This is a genomic window from Pseudomonadota bacterium (assembly GCA_030860485.1).
Lineage (GTDB): Bacteria > Pseudomonadota > Gammaproteobacteria > JACCXJ01 > JACCXJ01 > JACCXJ01.
Window position 1 is genome coordinate 1 of the sequence record JALZID010000228.1, and the last position, 15,920, is coordinate 15,920.

Genomic DNA, 15,920 nt, shown 5'->3' on the forward strand with positions numbered 1-15,920 from the left:
GTTCCGCCCAAGGCGGAACGACCCCAAAGGGCACCTCGACGGAATTACAACACCTTTAGCGCGTAGATCCGCCGCACTGCATGCGGCGTTAGCCAAGAAAGCTATTGAATGACGGAGGACAGATCATGCTGGAATGGCATCATATATTCGCCTTATTGGCCGCAGTGGCGGTGATCGCCTTTGCGATCCTCTACGTAAGAGATAAAAGGATCGCATCAAAAGATAAACCCGCCCGCGACCATCGTGACAACGCGAAGATTGGCACAACGCGTTAGGCCGGGCACAAGGTCCGGCACCTCGAACGAGGTAGTCGCGGCCGAGCGTTTTTCCAATAAAACGCTGCAAACCAACGCACAAATGCGATGGAGGCAACTGCATGTTTGACTCTGAATTCATACTACGATGGCCACGGGTTTCTCACACAGTACAGGCCGTGTCCGAAAAGCTTCACCGCCTGTGGGGGCGTCTCGTCATACCGCTCGCGCTGCTTGCGGTGGTGTTTTTTGGGCTGGCACTGTATTGGAGCATACGGCCGGCGCTCTTTGACGTCAGGGAGGTGGCCTTGCGGCAGTCGGAGGGCGACCCGACAAAACTCGTCCCGGGCGCCGTGACCACGGCCACCCTGATCGAAGTAACCACGACGCTGCTTGAGAAGAGAGGCGGGTTTCTCTCTAATGACATCAACCCTGTCTCGCTCTGGCTGGACAACATGCCCCACTGGGAGTCTGGAGCGCTGGTCCAGGTCCGGGATTTTGCGCGGGTGCTGCGCAACGATTTCGCCCGTGCCCAGTCGCAATCGAAGGAAGACCGGGATCTAGCGATTGCCGACCCGCGGTTGCACTTCAACAAAGATTCGTGGATCTTTCCGACCACGGAAGGCCATTACCGGGAGGGGGTCGAGGCCTTGAAACGATACCTGGCGAGGCTCGAGAACCCGAGTCGCGGGGAGGCCCGGTTCTTCGTTCGAACCGATAATCTGCGCTCCTGGTTGGAGCTGGTGGCCAAACGTCTCGGCGACCTCGCCCATCGGCTGAGCGCGAGCGTCGGGGTAGACGACCTCGATGCCTATGCCGTCTGGGACCTGGCGGCCGCTACTGAAGGCGCCGAACGGGCGTACAAAACCCCTTGGCTCGCGGTCGACGATACCTTTTACGAGGCACGCGGTGCGACCTGGGCGCTGCTTCATTTCATGTACGCCATCCAGATCGATTTCGAGCCGGTTTTGCATGACAAGAAGGCCATGGTGAGCTTCAAGCAAATCATACGCAAACTGGACCAGGCCGAAAGACATATGTGGAGTCCCATTATCCTGAACGGGACCGGATATGGAGTGGTGGCCAATCATTCGCTGGCGTTGGCTTCGTATATCTCCCGGGCCGACGCCGCGGTGATCGACCTGCTTGATCTACTCAAACAATGAACGTGCTGCGGTTGGCCTTCGGGCACCAACCTTCCGTTTGCAGGGTCAGGCAAGACAGCGGTGTAACAGCGACTCGCTTTAGGGGCGGGGCATGGCGCTCACGCGCGCCGCCCGCTTCGCGATCCCCTAGGGTGGGATCTTGATCGAACGCGAGGGCGTCGGCTGGTCCGTAGTATCGCGGGCTTCATGGCGTCAGCAAAGAAAGCTCACAGCATGAACACACTACACACCGATTCTGAGGTTATCCGATGAGCAAGGAAAAACACAAAATTGACCTGCACCACGCGCCGAGATATATCCTCGCCGGGGCGCTGATATTGACACCGCTTCTGCTGACCTGGCTGGTGTTTGAATTCCTGTTTCATACTTTGTTCCATTTGGGGCAACCCGGCGTGTCGGCGTTTGACAAGGCCGTTTATCGCGTCTCCCCCGGGTTTGCGGAATGGTTGCTTACCCCTTGGGTGGAATACCTAATGGCCGTGGCGCTCACCCTCGTGGTGCTTTATTTCTTGGGTTGGGCGACCACTCAGGTTCTGGGCAGGCGCCTGCTGGCCTGGTTTGAGGTGCTACTGGAGCGCGTTCCCCTAGTGAAGACGATCTATGGTGGCATCAAGATATTCCTTGCGGCCTTCCAAACCAAGCCACAGGGGGTCGAGCGGGTGGTTCTGATAGATTTTCCGTCGCCGGAGATGAAGACCATCGGGCTGGTGACTCGGACCATGATCGATGAGGCGAGTGGAGAGGAATTGGCGGTAGTGTATGTCCCGACCTCACCGAACCCGACCGGCGGCTACATACAATTTGTGCCTCTGGCAAAGGTCATCTCGACAGATTGGACGCTCGACGAAGCGATGCAATTCCTTATGACCGCGGGCACCGCAGCGCGCGACACCATTAGTTTCGCGCGGAATGTCGACGCCCGAGACGAACCTGCGCCAGCAGCGGAATAGGCACAGGGGTCTTTGCGAAGAACGTCGACAAGGCCGCCCAGGCACCGCAGCAACGCATGGAGCATTCCCTGACCTCCTGGGTCGGTGGAGGGGTTTGGAAACCGGGCCAACGCGGGACGTCGAGCCCGGGCGAATCTAAAGGGATCGAGCCTGGCTTGTCTCAAGAAAGCGCCGAAACGCGATGAGCCCGATGGGGGTGATCAGCGCCATGGCGCCGATGATGAGCCACATCTCCCGGCAATCGCGCGGGCCTGCCTCGGGACAGTAGGTCGCGAGGAGAAACCCGGACAGCATGCCGACGAAGAGCTTGGCGATGAAAAACGGCAGGACCGAGAGCGCCATGTAGGAGCCCACCTGCCCCTCGGGGGCGATGGCGGCCGTATATTCATAGAGTCGAGGGGACCATAGCGCTTCGCCGAGCGAGAGGAAAAAGACGAACAGCACGATCCCGACATAAAGGGGATGGACCGCGCCTTCGAGGCCGAGCCAACCGTGGCCGATGAGCCGCCCGAAGGGGCCTTGGGCGAGTGGCGCGTAGATCTCCGGCGGCAGGGCGATGAAAAACACCGACGAGGCCGCGATGAGGCTGCCGAGGGTCACCATGCGGTAGGCCGAGGCCCGTTGGGTGAGGACGCCGACCAGGGGTACGAGGAGGATGATGAGCGTCGAGTTGAGGACACCGAAGAGCTGACCGATGGGGGCGCCGGGGCCGAGCTCGCGGATGGCGTACTTCGGAAAGGTATAGAACATGTGGTAGAAGATGAGCCGCACCCCGACCACCAAGCTCAGGAAGGCGAGGAAGCGATAAAAGGCCGGTTGCCGCCAGAGTCCGGCGAAGATGCGGCCAGTCTCTCGTAGCACCTCGCGGACGGTATCGACGAGCGCGCGTAAGGGCGGACCCTCGGAAAGGGTCGTCCTTGGCGGTCCGCAATTCCCCCGGTTGGGCCCGCGCAGGCCGAGCCCGAGGACCAGGAGGCCGGTGAGGGTGGTGAGGGTGCTCAAAAGGAACAGGGTGCGGTAAGTGCTCAAGCGGAGCCCGAGGAGTGGGACGGTGTAGGCACCGTGCTCGCCCAGAGCGCCGCGCACCGCATCGAAGACAAAGCCGGCACCGGCGAATCCAAGATTCATCGCGACATAGAAGATCGAGAACGCCATCGAGCGCTGCCGCGGCGTGGTGTAGCGCTTGACGGCCACCACCATCACCGGGGTCAGCAGGGCCTCCCCGAAGGCCAGCGGCAGGAGGCCGAAGGGGAGCGCGATCGAACCCGTCGGCGCGAAGGTCATGACGGCGCGCGCCACAACGCAGATCCCGAAGCCGAGCAGGAGCGCCCTGCGCAGGCCGACGGCGTCGGTGAAAGAGCCGACCAGGACGGTGCACAGGGACAGCATCGTGGACCAGGCGGCGATGAGAAATCCGGCGCGGGTATCGCTGTAGCCAAGGTCCGCGGACAGCCACAGGACCAGGGTCGAGTTCATGATCCCGTAGGCGAGGATGGCCACGAGCTTGAGCCCGAAGACGAGCCACAGCCCCGTTGCGGCGCCGGAGAGCACCGTCAGGCGTCCGCTTGTGGGGATCTCGTCGTGAGACGCGGTCGGGCGCTCAGCCATCAAGCGCTACCCGGATCGGCGGCCGCAGCAGGAGAGTGGTGAAAAATGCGGGCTAGGCACGGCATGACATGCGATCGGTACCGGCGTCTTTGTACCACACCGGCCCATCCGTCACTACGGGCCCTGCGCGTAACCTTTCATGACGAGACCGATGAGCGTGCCGCCCGGTGCCTGAGACGCGCGTCGTTCTCATCGAGGGTAAACAAGGCGCCGCGATCCGCCTCGGCGTGAGCCCCTCCACCCTGCGCTAGCGAATACAAAAACTCGGGATCAAATGGCCGACGGCGGTCTATTGACTCTCACGGAAGGATACGTTGGGTTCGACGCGCAAAACCACATTCGATGAGGTTTTCGAGGACGTCGATGCCCTTGGTAACCCAACGCACGGCCCCGGGGCCTTGATCGGCGTTGCAGGTCGGGTGGCGGCGCGCCGCGAAATCTCGCGGCCCTGTTTGGGTGCCGATCGGCAAGGTGTTGGTGACAAGGTGGCGGGATGCTAAAGTACTGGCATCCGGCGAGAACGCGCCGGCTGCGATTTTTCCGCTCGAGCGCTTGGGAAGCGATCATGGCCGACTGAATGCGTCGACGAGAGACTGTAACTTTTTTCACAGAAACCGATGGAGCGATCGTGTAACAATAGTGGCGGCATCACCGCACATCGACGGGGGGAGCATAGATGCGCGCGCTTCCTGAACTGGTCACCGCTCGGGATCTGGCGATGCGCCATTTGCTTGTGCACTCATACTTATCAACAAACTGGTCTATTGAGATAGGCTCTTAGGTATTGGCGAAAAAAGGGGAAGCCATGGCGAAGAACATTGTTCTTTTGTCGGACGGGACGGGGAATACGTCGGCGACACTGTTCACGACCAACGTCTGGCGGCTCTACCAAGCGCTCGATCTGAGCGATCCCGATCGGCAGGTTGCCTATTACGACGACGGTGTCGGCACCTCGTCGTTCAAGCCGCTCGCGATCCTCGGCGGCATCTTCGGCTTCGGCCTGAAGCGCAACGTGCTCGATATCTACCGTTTCCTTTGTCGCAATCACAATTACAAAGCCGGCGCGCCTCCGGAGCAGATCGACCGCATCTACGGTTTCGGGTTCAGCCGTGGGTCGTTCACCATGCGCGTCGTTGCCGGCCTCGTGGCCTCGCAAGGTCTGGCGACGTACGGGCAGGACGAGGCCCAGCTCGATCGCGACGCTCGCGACGCGTACCGGCTCTACCGCAATCGCTTCAAGACGATGCCTCGTATCGAAACACCGCTGCGGTGGCTGCGCGACAAAGCCATTCGTCTGTGGCGGCGTTTGTCGGGAATCCCTCAGTTCGATCCAAGACTGCAGCGCCGCCTCGAGCCGCACGCGATCCACTTTCTCGGCCTGTGGGAAACGGTCGCCGCCTATGGGGGCCCGCTCGAGGAAATCACGCGCGGCATCGATTTCTTCGTTTGGCCGTTGTCGACGCCGGACCGCCTCATGTCCCACCGGATCAAGCGTGCCTGCCACGCGGTGGCGCTCAACGACGAACGCCGCGCGTTCTGGCCGGTGTTGTGGGACGAACAGCACGTCAAAGATTCCGAGGACCAATGGCAGGACATGAACTACAATTGGTCCCCGCCCGTCGATCCGAATTTGCCGGCCATCGACCGCGAGCGCCTGAGCCAAGTCTGGTTTGTCGGCATGCATTCCGACGTCGGCGGCGGTTATCCGGAGGACGGATTGTCCTACGTCGCGCTCGACTGGATGATGGACCGTGCCGCGGCCTGCGACTTGCTGATCAAGCCGGCGGAACGGACACGCTTGAGCCTGCTCCTCAACACGTTCGATAAGCTGCATGACTCCAGACACGGTCTCGGTGGCTACTATCGCTACGAGCCGCGCAAGCTCGCCGACCTCTATGCCGCCGATCCGGTCAAGCGCGTACGCATCAGTGATCTCATGCAAGGGGTGCAAAACCTTTTCAAGGGAGACCAGGGTGCGGCGCACCTGCGTGGCGATCTCGCGCCCTGCCCGACCATCCACGAGAGCGTATTCCAGCGCATCGAGGCCAACACGGATGGCTATGCGCCGATCGTTCTTCCCGAGACCTATCGGATAACGACCAAGGCCGGCGCGATCAGCAGCGGCATCTATGAGCATCCAACCCAGGCGACGATGCGCAAGCACCGCCAGGAGACGGCTTGGAACTGGGTGTGGGTCCGCCGCGTCGTCTACTTCGCCACGGTGTTCGCGTCGCTCTATCTGGCCGCGCTTCCGTTGATCAACACCAAGTGGCCCGGGCTTGGCCAGGCAAGTTGGGCGGAGATGCTGATTCCGGTCGCCGACATGGTCGGCGACGTTCTGCCGAATTTCGTGTCGCCCTGGATCGATGCGTTCAAGGCTGCGCCCGAGCGGTTGGCGGTCGGCGGAATTGCTCTCATCGTGCTGCTCTATCTCGGCGGAATCTTGCAGCGTAGTATTTTCGACAAGATGCGGCCGATCTGGGGAGGGATCATCAGCGCCGGCCCAGTTTGCGTCGGACCGTCAAGGGAGCCGACTGATTGGCTCTACCGCCTGCGCACGTCTCCCCTACCTCGCGGCTTGCTCTACGTTTTGAGCCATTGGGTGCTGCCGTTCATCGCTGCGTTGGTGATCTACGTTCTTCTTGTCTATGTTCTGGCAGTCGTCGTCACCCGCATCGTATTCCCGACCGCCACGATGCTTGGCTATGTGTGCGAGCCGGCCAAGCAGCCCCCTCCCGATCCCGTGAAGTTCGACACCAGAAACCTGTGCCAGCCGACAGGCGTCAAAGTGGTCGAAGGGAAGACCTACCGCGTGACCTTCAGTAAGGGCGATCTTCCCTGGGAAGACGGGCACAAGTACGAGAAGCCCGAGGAGGCGGGAATCCCAACGGGGCCAAATGGTTTTGGATGGGATAGCATGTCGTGGAAGATGATCAGCGGAATTCCGCTGCGCCGGTTGGTGTCCGTCAACTGGTTCCAGCCGATCGTGCGGGTCGGCTCGACCGGCCTGGACGAGCAGCCGCTCACCTTCACGCCAAAGTCGGGCCCGAAAACCTCCGTCGAAGCGACATTCAAGGCGCGCTCGAGCGGGGAGGTGTTCCTGTTCGTCAACGACTCGGTACTCGTGCTGCCGAGATTTTCCAAGTTCTTCTATGACAACAACAAGGGCACGGCGGAGGTCAAAATCGACCTTGTGCCCTAGCGGGCATCGTAGAGAAGTCGGCACCTCACCGCTTGTGCGTGGGCTCGCCCCCGAGGACCTCGTCCAGGTACACGGTGCCGTCCCAGGGGGCGGCCGCTGACGTCCTTCGATAGCGCTTGCACAGTGCGAGATAGAACCGCGCGGGCCCGTCCTCGCCAAGCTCTTGGAGCAGCGCCTCGAAGATCTGGCCGGCCTGCCCGAAGTCCTGGATGCGAAAAGCGGCGAGGCCCACCGCGAAGGCGGCGCGGCGGCGCTCGCACAGGTCCGCTGCCTCGGTGCCGGGCAGCCACAGTTGATGCAGGGTGAGCGGGCGGCTCTTGCCGATGAGACAAAAACGACCGATCTCGCGGACCAGCACCGCGCCCAGTCCCCCCGCGAGGCCCTCTATGACGTCGGCGGAGGCGAGGACGCGGGTGCCGAGACGTTTGTTCAGGTCCTCGATGCGCTGGGCGGTGTTGACGATGTCGCCGACCGCGCGATATTCGAAGTGCTCGCCGGCGCCCACGTTTCCAAGGACCACCTCCCCGCAGTGGAGCCCGATACGCGTCGGCAGATACGGGCCGGAGTCGCCCGGCGACCCGGCCATGATCTCGAGCGCGGCGCGGCAGGCCTCTACCCGCGTCTCCGGGTCCGGGCCGGCGGTGGCCCACAGCGCCAGCATGGCATCGCCGACCACATCGGAGACGAACCCGCCGTGGCGCCGCACCGGCTCGAAGAGCGCGTCGTAATAGCGATTGAGGAGCGCGTGCAGGGCCTGGGGACTGAGACCTTCGGCAAGCGTCGTGTAACGCTCGGCATCGCTGAAGAGGCACACGGCATAGGCGTCCCGGCTGGCGGTCGGGATCCGGCCCGCCGCGCCGCACAGTTCCGCGACCACCGCGGGCGGAAGGTAATAACCGAAGGTCTTCTGGAGCTGCTCGCGTTCCCGGCGCGTGTCCCGAAACCCCCAATAGAGGCCGCCCCCGATGGCGATGGGGCCTTGTACCAAGAGGGGGATGACCAAGGGCAGCCATAGGTGATGAATGGAAAACGCGTAGTAAGCGGCGGCGACGTATAGGAGCATCACGGCGGCGGCGAGGGGCAGCATCATCGAGGGCCCGAGGCCGCGCGCCCCGACCCCGAGGACGAGGCCGAAGAACGCAATCAATGATACGTGCACGGCGGCACCGGGCGCTTGAATGGTGTTTCTTTCCCTTAGGTTGGAGAACACGGTCGCGGCGATCTCGACCCCGCTCAGTCTTTCCCCGCGAACCTGCGTATAGTGCGTGTGAAAGACGTCCCTTTGCTCCATCTGTACCCATTCCGAGAAGCCCACGAAGACCGCCTTGCCGTGAACCCAGTCCCGGAGCCCTGCCTCCGTCTGGGCGCTGTGCCCTGGGTGTGGTTTCCGGCAATCCACACCCAGGGCACAATGGTAGGAGAGTGACGTCACGGTACGAGGTGGGCCATAGAAGTTGACGGCCCGAGACCTTGCACCGCCATAGGCCGAGATCACCGCATCCAGGACACCTCGCGCCTCTTGGGAGGACAGTCCCGCGACGCGGGCGCGGAGGGTGTTCACCAGATCGGGATGCGACCTCAAGAGCTGCCGCAGTCCGAGAGACAGGTCCGCCAGCGAGTCGCGCCGCGCGAGCCCTTCCGGGACGCCGGCCCCGAACTCCAGCGTCGTTTCCGACACGAGCCGCAAGAGATCATCGAAGAAGGGCGTGGCATAGGCGAGGAGCGCGAGCGTCGGCAGGCAGGCCTTGTCGCCCCACGGCTCGCCTTCTTCGGGCGAGAACAGCCAGAACTGGCTCAGCTTGTCCGGCACCCAGGGCAGCGGAAACGGGGCGGTGCCGAACGCCGCGGCGGCTAGCTCCGGGAACGGGAGGGTCACCTTCTGGAGCCGGTGCTCGATCGCCGCGGGTCCGCCCCCCCGACTGGTCCCGCGCTCTTTGACCAGGTCTTCGATAAGCAGCACATTGCCGGCCTTGCGCACGGACTCGGCGAGGGCCCTGTCGTGCTCTTTGTCGCGTCTGTCCCGGAACAGGACATCGAAGGCGATCACCCGCGCGCCGGCCGCCGCCAGCCGATCCACCAGCCGGGCATGCAGCCGACGAGACCACTTGTCCGGGCGATTCGGCACATCGAAGACCCGCGACGATTCGCGGTCTATGCCGACGACCAGGATATCCGGTGGGCTCTGCCGCGCGCCCCGGAGCTTGAACAGCAGGCCCAGGCCGAGGTCGGCCTCCCAGTCGCTGCTCACCGCGAAGCCCGACGCCGCGATCCCGATGACGGCCGTCGCGACGCCCAGGAGCCAGGCCTTGTGCCATCGTCCCATCGCTAGCCTGATCGGGCTAAGGCACCGTGCCGAGGCCGCCTGAGGAACAACGGCCGGGTTGCAATGGCCTGGCACCAGCCGGTAAGATGGGCGATGGAGCCATAGTCTGCCTGGATCGATGCTTCGATCGGGTAATTATCTCACCGTCCGCCTGTGATATTGTTCACAGCAATCCTCATCCGGTTCGGGGATGATAATGACCATATGGGGACGGTGGAGGGTATGGGTATGACGGTAACACAGGCCAGGACCCGATGTCGGCACGGGTTCTCCTGCCGGAGGCCGCCGGGTCGTTCGCGCACCGCCCGATGGGGATCACCGGCATGTTGACCCTACCCTTGGATCGCGGGTTGTTCCCGGCGTTGAGCCCCGAGGACCTTGCCGTCCTGGCGCGCTGCGGTGCCATCAAGGCCTATCCCCGCAACACGATGCTGTTCCAGGAAGGCCAGCCGAGCGCCGATCTCTACATCGTCGTGACCGGTCAGATCAAGGTATTCGTCAGCGAGGCCCAGGGCAAGGAGGTGACCTTGACCCTCGAGGGGCCGGGTGGCTATTTCGGCGAGCTGGGCCTGGTCGACGAGGCCCCCCGCTCGGCATCCGTTATGACCACCGAGCCGTCGCAGCTCGTGGTGGTCTCCAAGGCCGATTTCCAGTGCTGCCTGGCGGCCCATCCGGACCTCGGCATCAAGCTCATGCGCGCGTTCGTGCAGCGGGTGCGGACCCTCACGGAGCGGGTCAAGAGCATTGCGCTCCTGGATGTCTATGGGCGCGTGGCTCAGACGCTCCAGGGATTGGCCGTCGAGCAGTCCGGTCGATTCGTCATCGAAAAGCGTGTGACCCACCAGGATATCGCCAGCATGGTGGGTGCCTCGCGCGAGATGGTGAGCCGCATCATGCGCGACCTCGTGGTCGGGGGTTACATCGAGATGCAGCACAAGCACATTCGCATCAAGGAAAAGCTCCCGGCCGGCTGGTGAGCGGCGCCCGGAGGCGCAGCATCCGCAGCAACCAGAAGACCGCCACGCCGGCGACGAGGTGTTTCAGCGTGTGCCCACTGACCCCACCGAGGGCGGCGAAGATCGGTCGGTCCAGCCACTCGCAGAGCTTCGCGAGGGCATAGAGCCCGAGCATAACGAACGGATCGCGGGAGCGCGTGTAGGCCGAGGGGTAGAGCACCAGGATGAGCGCGATGAGCGCGCCCGAATAGAACTGCACCACGCCGTACGGCCGCAGATCGCCTTGCCCGGCGCGCTCGCTCCAGTCCCAGTACAAGACGCTGCCGATGGCGAGCATGAGGAGTGGCCCGAGCCCGAGGAGGCCGGCGCGCACATCGATGCGCTCGGCGATCACGGCCGCGAGCACGGCCGCGAAACCGGCGGCCAGCGGGAGGCGGTCCCACAGGAGCCGCGCATTGTCCGGCGCCAGGTGGTAATAGGCCGATCCGAGCCCGGTGAAAAATATCGCCCCGTAAAACACGAGGTAGGGCCAGCGCTCACGGGGGTCGATGAAGCGCGCCCGACCCCCCCACAAGCACCCGACACCCAAGGCACCCACCACCAGGAACGGGGCGTTCGAGGCGACATCGAGAAGGTTCGGGACCCCAAGCCAGGCACGCCGATCGGCGAAGGCGTGATAGCTCGGGTCCTGGGGGATGGGCGACACGAAACCGAGTGTGACAACGACCGCGAGGGTCAGGACCCCGATCGCGACAAGGCGTGCGCGGCGGTTCATGGCACCCCAAAATAGATGAAGGCCAAAATAGATGAAGATAGGTGGGACCCGGTGGTGAGACCCCGTGAGCGGATCAGTAATGCACCAGGGTGTGGACACGATACGGCATGAGCCGCGCGCGGCCCTGAAGCTCGTCGAGCTCCACGACGAAGGCGCATCCGGCGAGCTCGGCGCCCAGTCCCTCGATCAAGCGGCAGCTCGCCGCCGCGGTGCCCCCAGTAGCGATCAGATCATCGATCAGGAGCACGCGATCGCCCGGCCCCAGCGCATCCACATGGACCTCGAGCGCGGCCGTACCGTACTCCAGGTCATAGCGCGCCGCCTGCACCTCGTAGGGCAACTTGCCGGGCTTACGCAGCGGCACGAAGCCGACCCCCAGCTCCCAGGCGACCAGGCTGCCGAAGATGAAGCCGCGCGCCTCCATGCCCACGACGGCCGTGAGCCGTTCCCCGAGAAACGGGTAGAGGAGCTGATGGACGCACAACCGCAGGGTCGCGGGGTCCTTGACGAGCGGGGTGATGTCCTTGAACTGGATCCCCGGTTTGGGGAAATCGGGGATGTTGCGGATCTTGGCCGCGAGCCTTTCCACGGTCTGTTCTCCCAGGCGCGGGTTTCCGGCGCGTCGTTCTTTGGTCCATGATAGCCGCTTCGCAAAGGGCTGTCAGTGGTGCCCCCGCCACGACCGAGGCCGAAGGGCCGAGCGTCCGAGGACCGAGACCCCGGCCCCTCCGGCACGCCTGGACGGTGGCGCCGAGCGAGGCGCGGGAGATTCAAACGTCCCTGCGCCATGCCGTGGTCCTGGAGGATTCTCATGGGCCAGTGCGTCGGATCGCCGGGGCCGATGTCGCTTTCATCGGCGCGGGGCGGACCGCGCGCGCCGCGATCGCGGTCCTGAGCTTCCCCGGATTGGATCTCATCGAGGAGGCCATCGCCGAGCGGCCCTGCGACTTCCCCTACGTGACGGGGCTGTTGTCGTTTCGCGAGGTGCCCGTTGTGCTGCAGACCTTGGAGCGATTGTCGGTGTGGCCCGACCTCGTGCTCTGTGACGGGCAGGGCTATGCCCACCCGAGGCGTCTGGGCCTGGCCTGCCACCTCGGCCTGGCGGCCGGTCTGCCCACCATAGGCGTCGCCAAGACCCGGCTCATCGGCCGCCACGGCCCGGTGCCCGTAGCGCCCGGAGACTGGACAGCGCTACTGGACAAGGAAGAGACGATCGGTGCGGTGCTCCGCACCCGCGCGGGGGTCCGGCCGCTCTTCGTCTCGGTCGGCCATCGCGTGGGTCTAGAGAGTGCCGTGCGGTTCGTGATGGCCTGCACGACCCGCTATCGCCTGCCGGAGACCACAAGGGCCGCCCACCGGCTGGCCTCGGTGCCGTGAGGCGATGCCACATTGTTTCGCTATTTGGCTGGGCGCTATTTGGCTGGGCTTGGGTCTTTGGCTGACCTTGGCCCACGCGCAAGGTCCCGACCCCTACGCGCCGGAGCGGGGCGGCCTCATCGCCGAGATCGAGCGTGAGTTCCATTGGACCGCCTCGATGATCGGCCAGACCGCACCCGACCCCCGGGTGCTGGAGGTCATGGGGCAGGTGCCGCGGCATCGCTTCGTGCCGGACGACTACGTGGACGATGCCTATCGTAACGAGCCCCTGCCGATCGGGCACGGCCAGACCATCTCTCAACCTTACATCGTGGCGCTCATGAGCGATCTCCTCGACCTCCCGTCCGAGGCGAGCGTCCTCGAGATCGGCACCGGTTCCGGTTATCAGGCCGCTGTGCTCGCCGGTCTGGCGAAGGCGGTCTACAGCATCGAGATCATCGAGCCCCTGGGCCGCCAGGCGACCGAGCGCCTCACGCAACTGGGCTACAAGAACGTCGAGACACGCATCGGGGACGGCTATTACGGCTGGGCCGAGCACGCACCCTTCGACGGCATCATGGTCACCGCCGCGGCCGACCACATCCCCCCACCGCTCGCCGCCCAGCTCAAACCCGGCGGCCGGCTGGTCATGCCGGTCGGCGGCGGTTTCCTGACACAGTATCTGGTGCTGGTCGAAAAGGGGCAGGACGGGGCGCTCACCACCCGCCAGCTCCTGCCCGTCCGCTTCGTGCCGCTCACCGGCGGCCATTAGCTCCAATATGCGGGGTGCCACGGATCCCCCCTCGCCTCGGATCCTCCTCGCGATCGCACTCGTCTCCGCCGCGGCCCTCGCCTATGAGGTCCTCTTGGTGCGGCTCTTCTCGATCATCCAGTGGCACCAGTTCGCGTTCATGATCATCAGCGTGGCGCTGCTCGGCTATGGCGCGGGCGGATCCTTCCTGAGTCTCTGGGCGGCGCGCCTCGAGACGCGCTTCGGCGCGGTCTTCGCCATCCAGGCCGCGCTCTTCGGGATCGCCACCATCCCGTGTTTTCTCGCCGCGCAGGCGCTCCGTTTCAATCCCCTCGAAGCCCTCTGGGACCCGGGTCACGTGTTCAGGTTATGCGGGATCTATCTCCTCCTGTGCCTGCCCTTCGCCTTCGCGGCGTGCTGCATCGGGCTCGCGCTCGGCCACTACCGGGAGCGCCTGCACCACGTCTATGCCTGCGACCTCGTCGGGGCGAGCGGCGGCGCCATGGGGGTGATGGGGCTCTTGTACCTTGTTTTTCCGGGGACGGCGCTCAAAGTCGTCGCCCTCCTCGGCCTTGTCGCCGCGCTCATCGCCTGTCGCGGCCTCGGATCGAGGTGGTGCCCCGCCGCCCTGGTGCTTGCCATCGCTGGCCTCTTGGTCCTGCCCGAGGCCTGGGTGCGGCCAGAGCCCCTGCCCTACAAGGGCCTGCCCCAGGCACTCGAAATACTCGGGAGCCGCGTCATCGCCGAGCGCTCGAGCCCCTTGGGTATCCTGCAGGTGATCGAGAGCCCCCGGGTGCCGTTCCGCCACGCCCCCGGCCTGAGTCTGAACGCCCCCCGCGAGCCGCCCGAGCAACTTGGGCTCTTCCAGGATGCCGACGGCATGAGCGCGATCACGCGTTACCGGGGGGACCGCGCGACACTCGCCTATCTGGACTACCTGCCGTCGGCCCTGCCCTATCATCTGGTCGAGCGCCCCGCGGTCCTGGTGCTCGGGGCGGGGGGCGGGGCCGGGGTGCTGCAGGCCGTCTACCACCGCGCGCGGGAGATCGACGCGGTCGAGCTGAACCCGCAGATCATCGCGCTCTTGCGCGAGGACTTCCGGGAATTCACGGGCGGGATCCTCGACCGCCCCGAGGTACGTGTCCACAGCGCCGACGCCCGTGGCTTCGTCGCGGGCGCAAGCGAGCGCTTCGACCTCATCGAGCTATCGCTCCTCGATGCCGGCGGCGCCTCGGGCGCCGGGTTGCAGGCCTCTAACGCGAACTACCTCTATACGGTCGAGGCGTTGCGGGCCTATCTGCGCCGCCTCACACCCGCCGGCATCCTCGCCATCACGCGCTCCGTGACGCTCCCGCCCCGCGACGGGCTCAAGCTCTTTGCCATGGCCGTCTCGGCCCTGGAGGCCGAAGGCGAGCGGGAGCCGGCGCGGAGGCTCGCCTGGATACGGGGATTCAAGACCCACACCCTGCTCCTCCGTAACGGCGCCTTCGAGGCCGAAGACCGGTCCCGCATCCGGGATTTTTGTCGAAATCGCTCGTTCGACATCGCTTTCCTCGAAGACGCATCCGCGGCCGAGAGCGACCGTTACAACCGGCTGGGGCAGCCGTATTTCTTCGAGGGGGCGCAGGCGCTCCTCGGGCCGGAGCGACAAGACTTCATGCGGCGTTACAAGTTCGACATCTCCCCGGCCACCGACGATCGGCCGTACTTTTTCCAGTTCTTCCGATGGCCCTTGCTGCGCGAGGCCGTCGCGATGCGCGGCGCGGGGGGCGTGTCCCTGCTCGAGCTCGGCTACCCCGTGATCCTCGCGACCTTGTCCCAGGCGGTGTTCCTGAGCGCGGCCCTGATCCTCGCCCCGCTAGGGGTGCGCCGCTGGCGGGGGCTGGTCGCCGGCAGCGGACCGGGTTTGCCTTTTCGAGTAGTGGTCCTATTCGCCGCCATCGGGCTCGGCTTCATGTTTATCGAGATGGCCTTCATCCAGAAGCTTGGCCTCTACTTGGGCCATCCGCTCCTCGCGGTCGCGGTGGCGCTGTCGGGGTTCCTGGTCTTCGCCGGCCTTGGCAGCGCGGCCGTGTCCCGCGAAGGCCGCCCGACCCGCCTCGCCATGGCCTGGCCGATCGCGGGGATCGTGGTGCTCGGGTCTTCGTACCTGGTCGGGCTGCCGGGCGTGTTCGGCTGGACATCGGGCCACGAGATGTGGCCCAAGGCCGTCTTGGCGCTCACGCTCATCGCGCCCCTGGCATTCTGTATGGGGAGGCCCTTTCCGACGGCGCTCGCCCTGCTAGGCCATCGCGCGCCCGCGCTCATCCCCTGGGCCTACGGCATCAACGCCTGCGCCTCCGTGATTGGCGCCGTGCTCGCCATGCTATGCGCCATCCACCTCGGACTCTCGGCGCTCCTGGCTTTGGCGTTGGCCTGTTACCTCGTGGCTCTTATGGCCTATTCGACGATGGCGCGACACGGCGAGCGCTGAGCGGCGGTGAGAACGCCTCGCGACCGGCCAACGGGCAAAGCCCCCAGGGGTCCGCAACGCCGTTTAGACCCGAGCCATTCGATCGGGCCGGTTCCCCGTAAGGGTG

Annotated in this window: 12 protein-coding genes; 8 read left to right on the forward strand and 4 right to left on the reverse strand. The window is 64.8% G+C overall.

Going from position 1 to position 15,920, the window contains the following annotated elements:
- The first annotated feature begins 125 nt into the window (after positions 1–125).
- The 3 genes from M3461_13755 (at position 126) to M3461_13765 (ending at position 2,370) form a co-directional block, all read left to right on the forward strand.
- The gene (locus M3461_13755; GenBank protein MDQ3775330.1) at positions 126–275 is read left to right on the forward strand and encodes a hypothetical protein; all 150 of its coding nucleotides are present in this window, start codon (positions 126–128) and stop codon (positions 273–275) included.
- A gap of 158 nt (positions 276–433) precedes the next feature.
- A complete protein-coding gene (locus M3461_13760; protein MDQ3775331.1) occupies positions 434–1,420 on the forward strand; it encodes a DUF2333 family protein in 987 nt (328 codons plus the stop codon).
- A gap of 248 nt (positions 1,421–1,668) precedes the next feature.
- Positions 1,669–2,370 (forward strand): DUF502 domain-containing protein, encoded by a 702-nt coding sequence (locus M3461_13765; GenBank protein MDQ3775332.1) that lies wholly within the window; start codon positions 1,669–1,671, stop codon positions 2,368–2,370.
- Positions 2,371–2,505: 135 nt separating this feature from the next.
- Here the strand turns inward: M3461_13765 and M3461_13770 are convergent, their stop codons facing one another.
- Positions 2,506–3,978 carry an MFS transporter gene (locus M3461_13770; GenBank protein ID MDQ3775333.1) on the reverse strand — a complete coding sequence of 491 codons (1,473 nt, stop codon included), beginning with the start codon at positions 3,976–3,978 and terminating at the stop codon, positions 2,506–2,508.
- Between the two features lie 805 nt (positions 3,979–4,783).
- Here M3461_13770 and M3461_13775 point away from each other — a divergent pair.
- Positions 4,784–7,180 (forward strand): DUF2235 domain-containing protein, encoded by a 2,397-nt coding sequence (locus M3461_13775; GenBank protein MDQ3775334.1) that lies wholly within the window; start codon positions 4,784–4,786, stop codon positions 7,178–7,180.
- A 25-nt stretch (positions 7,181–7,205) separates the two neighbouring features.
- On the opposite strand, the gene M3461_13780 is transcribed toward M3461_13775, so the two are convergent.
- A complete protein-coding gene (locus M3461_13780; GenBank protein MDQ3775335.1) occupies positions 7,206–9,503 on the reverse strand; it encodes an adenylate/guanylate cyclase domain-containing protein in 2,298 nt (765 codons plus the stop codon).
- A gap of 254 nt (positions 9,504–9,757) precedes the next feature.
- On the opposite strand from M3461_13780, the gene M3461_13785 reads away from it, so the two are divergent.
- Entirely contained in the window at positions 9,758–10,480 is a 723-nt protein-coding gene (locus tag M3461_13785) for a Crp/Fnr family transcriptional regulator (GenBank protein MDQ3775336.1), read from the forward strand.
- Here M3461_13785 and M3461_13790 read toward each other — a convergent pair.
- Complete coding sequence (locus M3461_13790; protein MDQ3775337.1) at positions 10,452–11,234, reverse strand: alkaline phytoceramidase; 783 nt, start codon at positions 11,232–11,234, stop codon at positions 10,452–10,454. The genes M3461_13785 and M3461_13790 overlap by 29 nt on opposite strands.
- A gap of 73 nt (positions 11,235–11,307) precedes the next feature.
- Positions 11,308–11,823 carry an adenine phosphoribosyltransferase gene (locus M3461_13795; GenBank protein ID MDQ3775338.1) on the reverse strand — a complete coding sequence of 172 codons (516 nt, stop codon included), beginning with the start codon at positions 11,821–11,823 and terminating at the stop codon, positions 11,308–11,310.
- A 47-nt stretch (positions 11,824–11,870) separates the two neighbouring features.
- Between M3461_13795 and nfi the strand changes: the two genes are divergently transcribed.
- The 3 genes from nfi (at position 11,871) to M3461_13810 (ending at position 15,814) form a co-directional block, all read left to right on the forward strand.
- Positions 11,871–12,611 carry a deoxyribonuclease V gene (gene nfi / locus M3461_13800; GenBank protein MDQ3775339.1) on the forward strand — a complete coding sequence of 247 codons (741 nt, stop codon included), beginning with the start codon at positions 11,871–11,873 and terminating at the stop codon, positions 12,609–12,611.
- 157 nt (positions 12,612–12,768) lie between these two features.
- A complete protein-coding gene (locus M3461_13805) occupies positions 12,769–13,362 on the forward strand; it encodes a protein-L-isoaspartate(D-aspartate) O-methyltransferase (GenBank protein MDQ3775340.1) in 594 nt (197 codons plus the stop codon).
- A 7-nt stretch (positions 13,363–13,369) separates the two neighbouring features.
- A complete protein-coding gene (locus M3461_13810; protein MDQ3775341.1) occupies positions 13,370–15,814 on the forward strand; it encodes an SAM-dependent methyltransferase in 2,445 nt (814 codons plus the stop codon).
- The last annotated feature ends 106 nt before the right edge of the window (positions 15,815–15,920 follow it).

Coding starts and splice junctions, on each gene's coding strand:
- M3461_13780 (MDQ3775335.1), bottom strand. CDS start 9,503: ATGGGACGATGGCACAAGGCCTGGCTCCTGGGCGTCGCGACGGCCGTC.
- M3461_13770 (MDQ3775333.1), bottom strand. CDS start 3,978: ATGGCTGAGCGCCCGACCGCGTCTCACGACGAGATCCCCACAAGCGGA.
- M3461_13810 (MDQ3775341.1), top strand. CDS start 13,370: ATGCGGGGTGCCACGGATCCCCCCTCGCCTCGGATCCTCCTCGCGATC.
- M3461_13785 (MDQ3775336.1), top strand. CDS start 9,758: ATGTCGGCACGGGTTCTCCTGCCGGAGGCCGCCGGGTCGTTCGCGCAC.
- M3461_13805 (MDQ3775340.1), top strand. CDS start 12,769: ATGATCGGCCAGACCGCACCCGACCCCCGGGTGCTGGAGGTCATGGGG.
- M3461_13755 (MDQ3775330.1), top strand. CDS start 126: ATGCTGGAATGGCATCATATATTCGCCTTATTGGCCGCAGTGGCGGTG.
- M3461_13790 (MDQ3775337.1), bottom strand. CDS start 11,234: ATGAACCGCCGCGCACGCCTTGTCGCGATCGGGGTCCTGACCCTCGCG.
- nfi (MDQ3775339.1), top strand. CDS start 11,871: ATGATAGCCGCTTCGCAAAGGGCTGTCAGTGGTGCCCCCGCCACGACC.
- M3461_13775 (MDQ3775334.1), top strand. CDS start 4,784: ATGGCGAAGAACATTGTTCTTTTGTCGGACGGGACGGGGAATACGTCG.
- M3461_13765 (MDQ3775332.1), top strand. CDS start 1,669: ATGAGCAAGGAAAAACACAAAATTGACCTGCACCACGCGCCGAGATAT.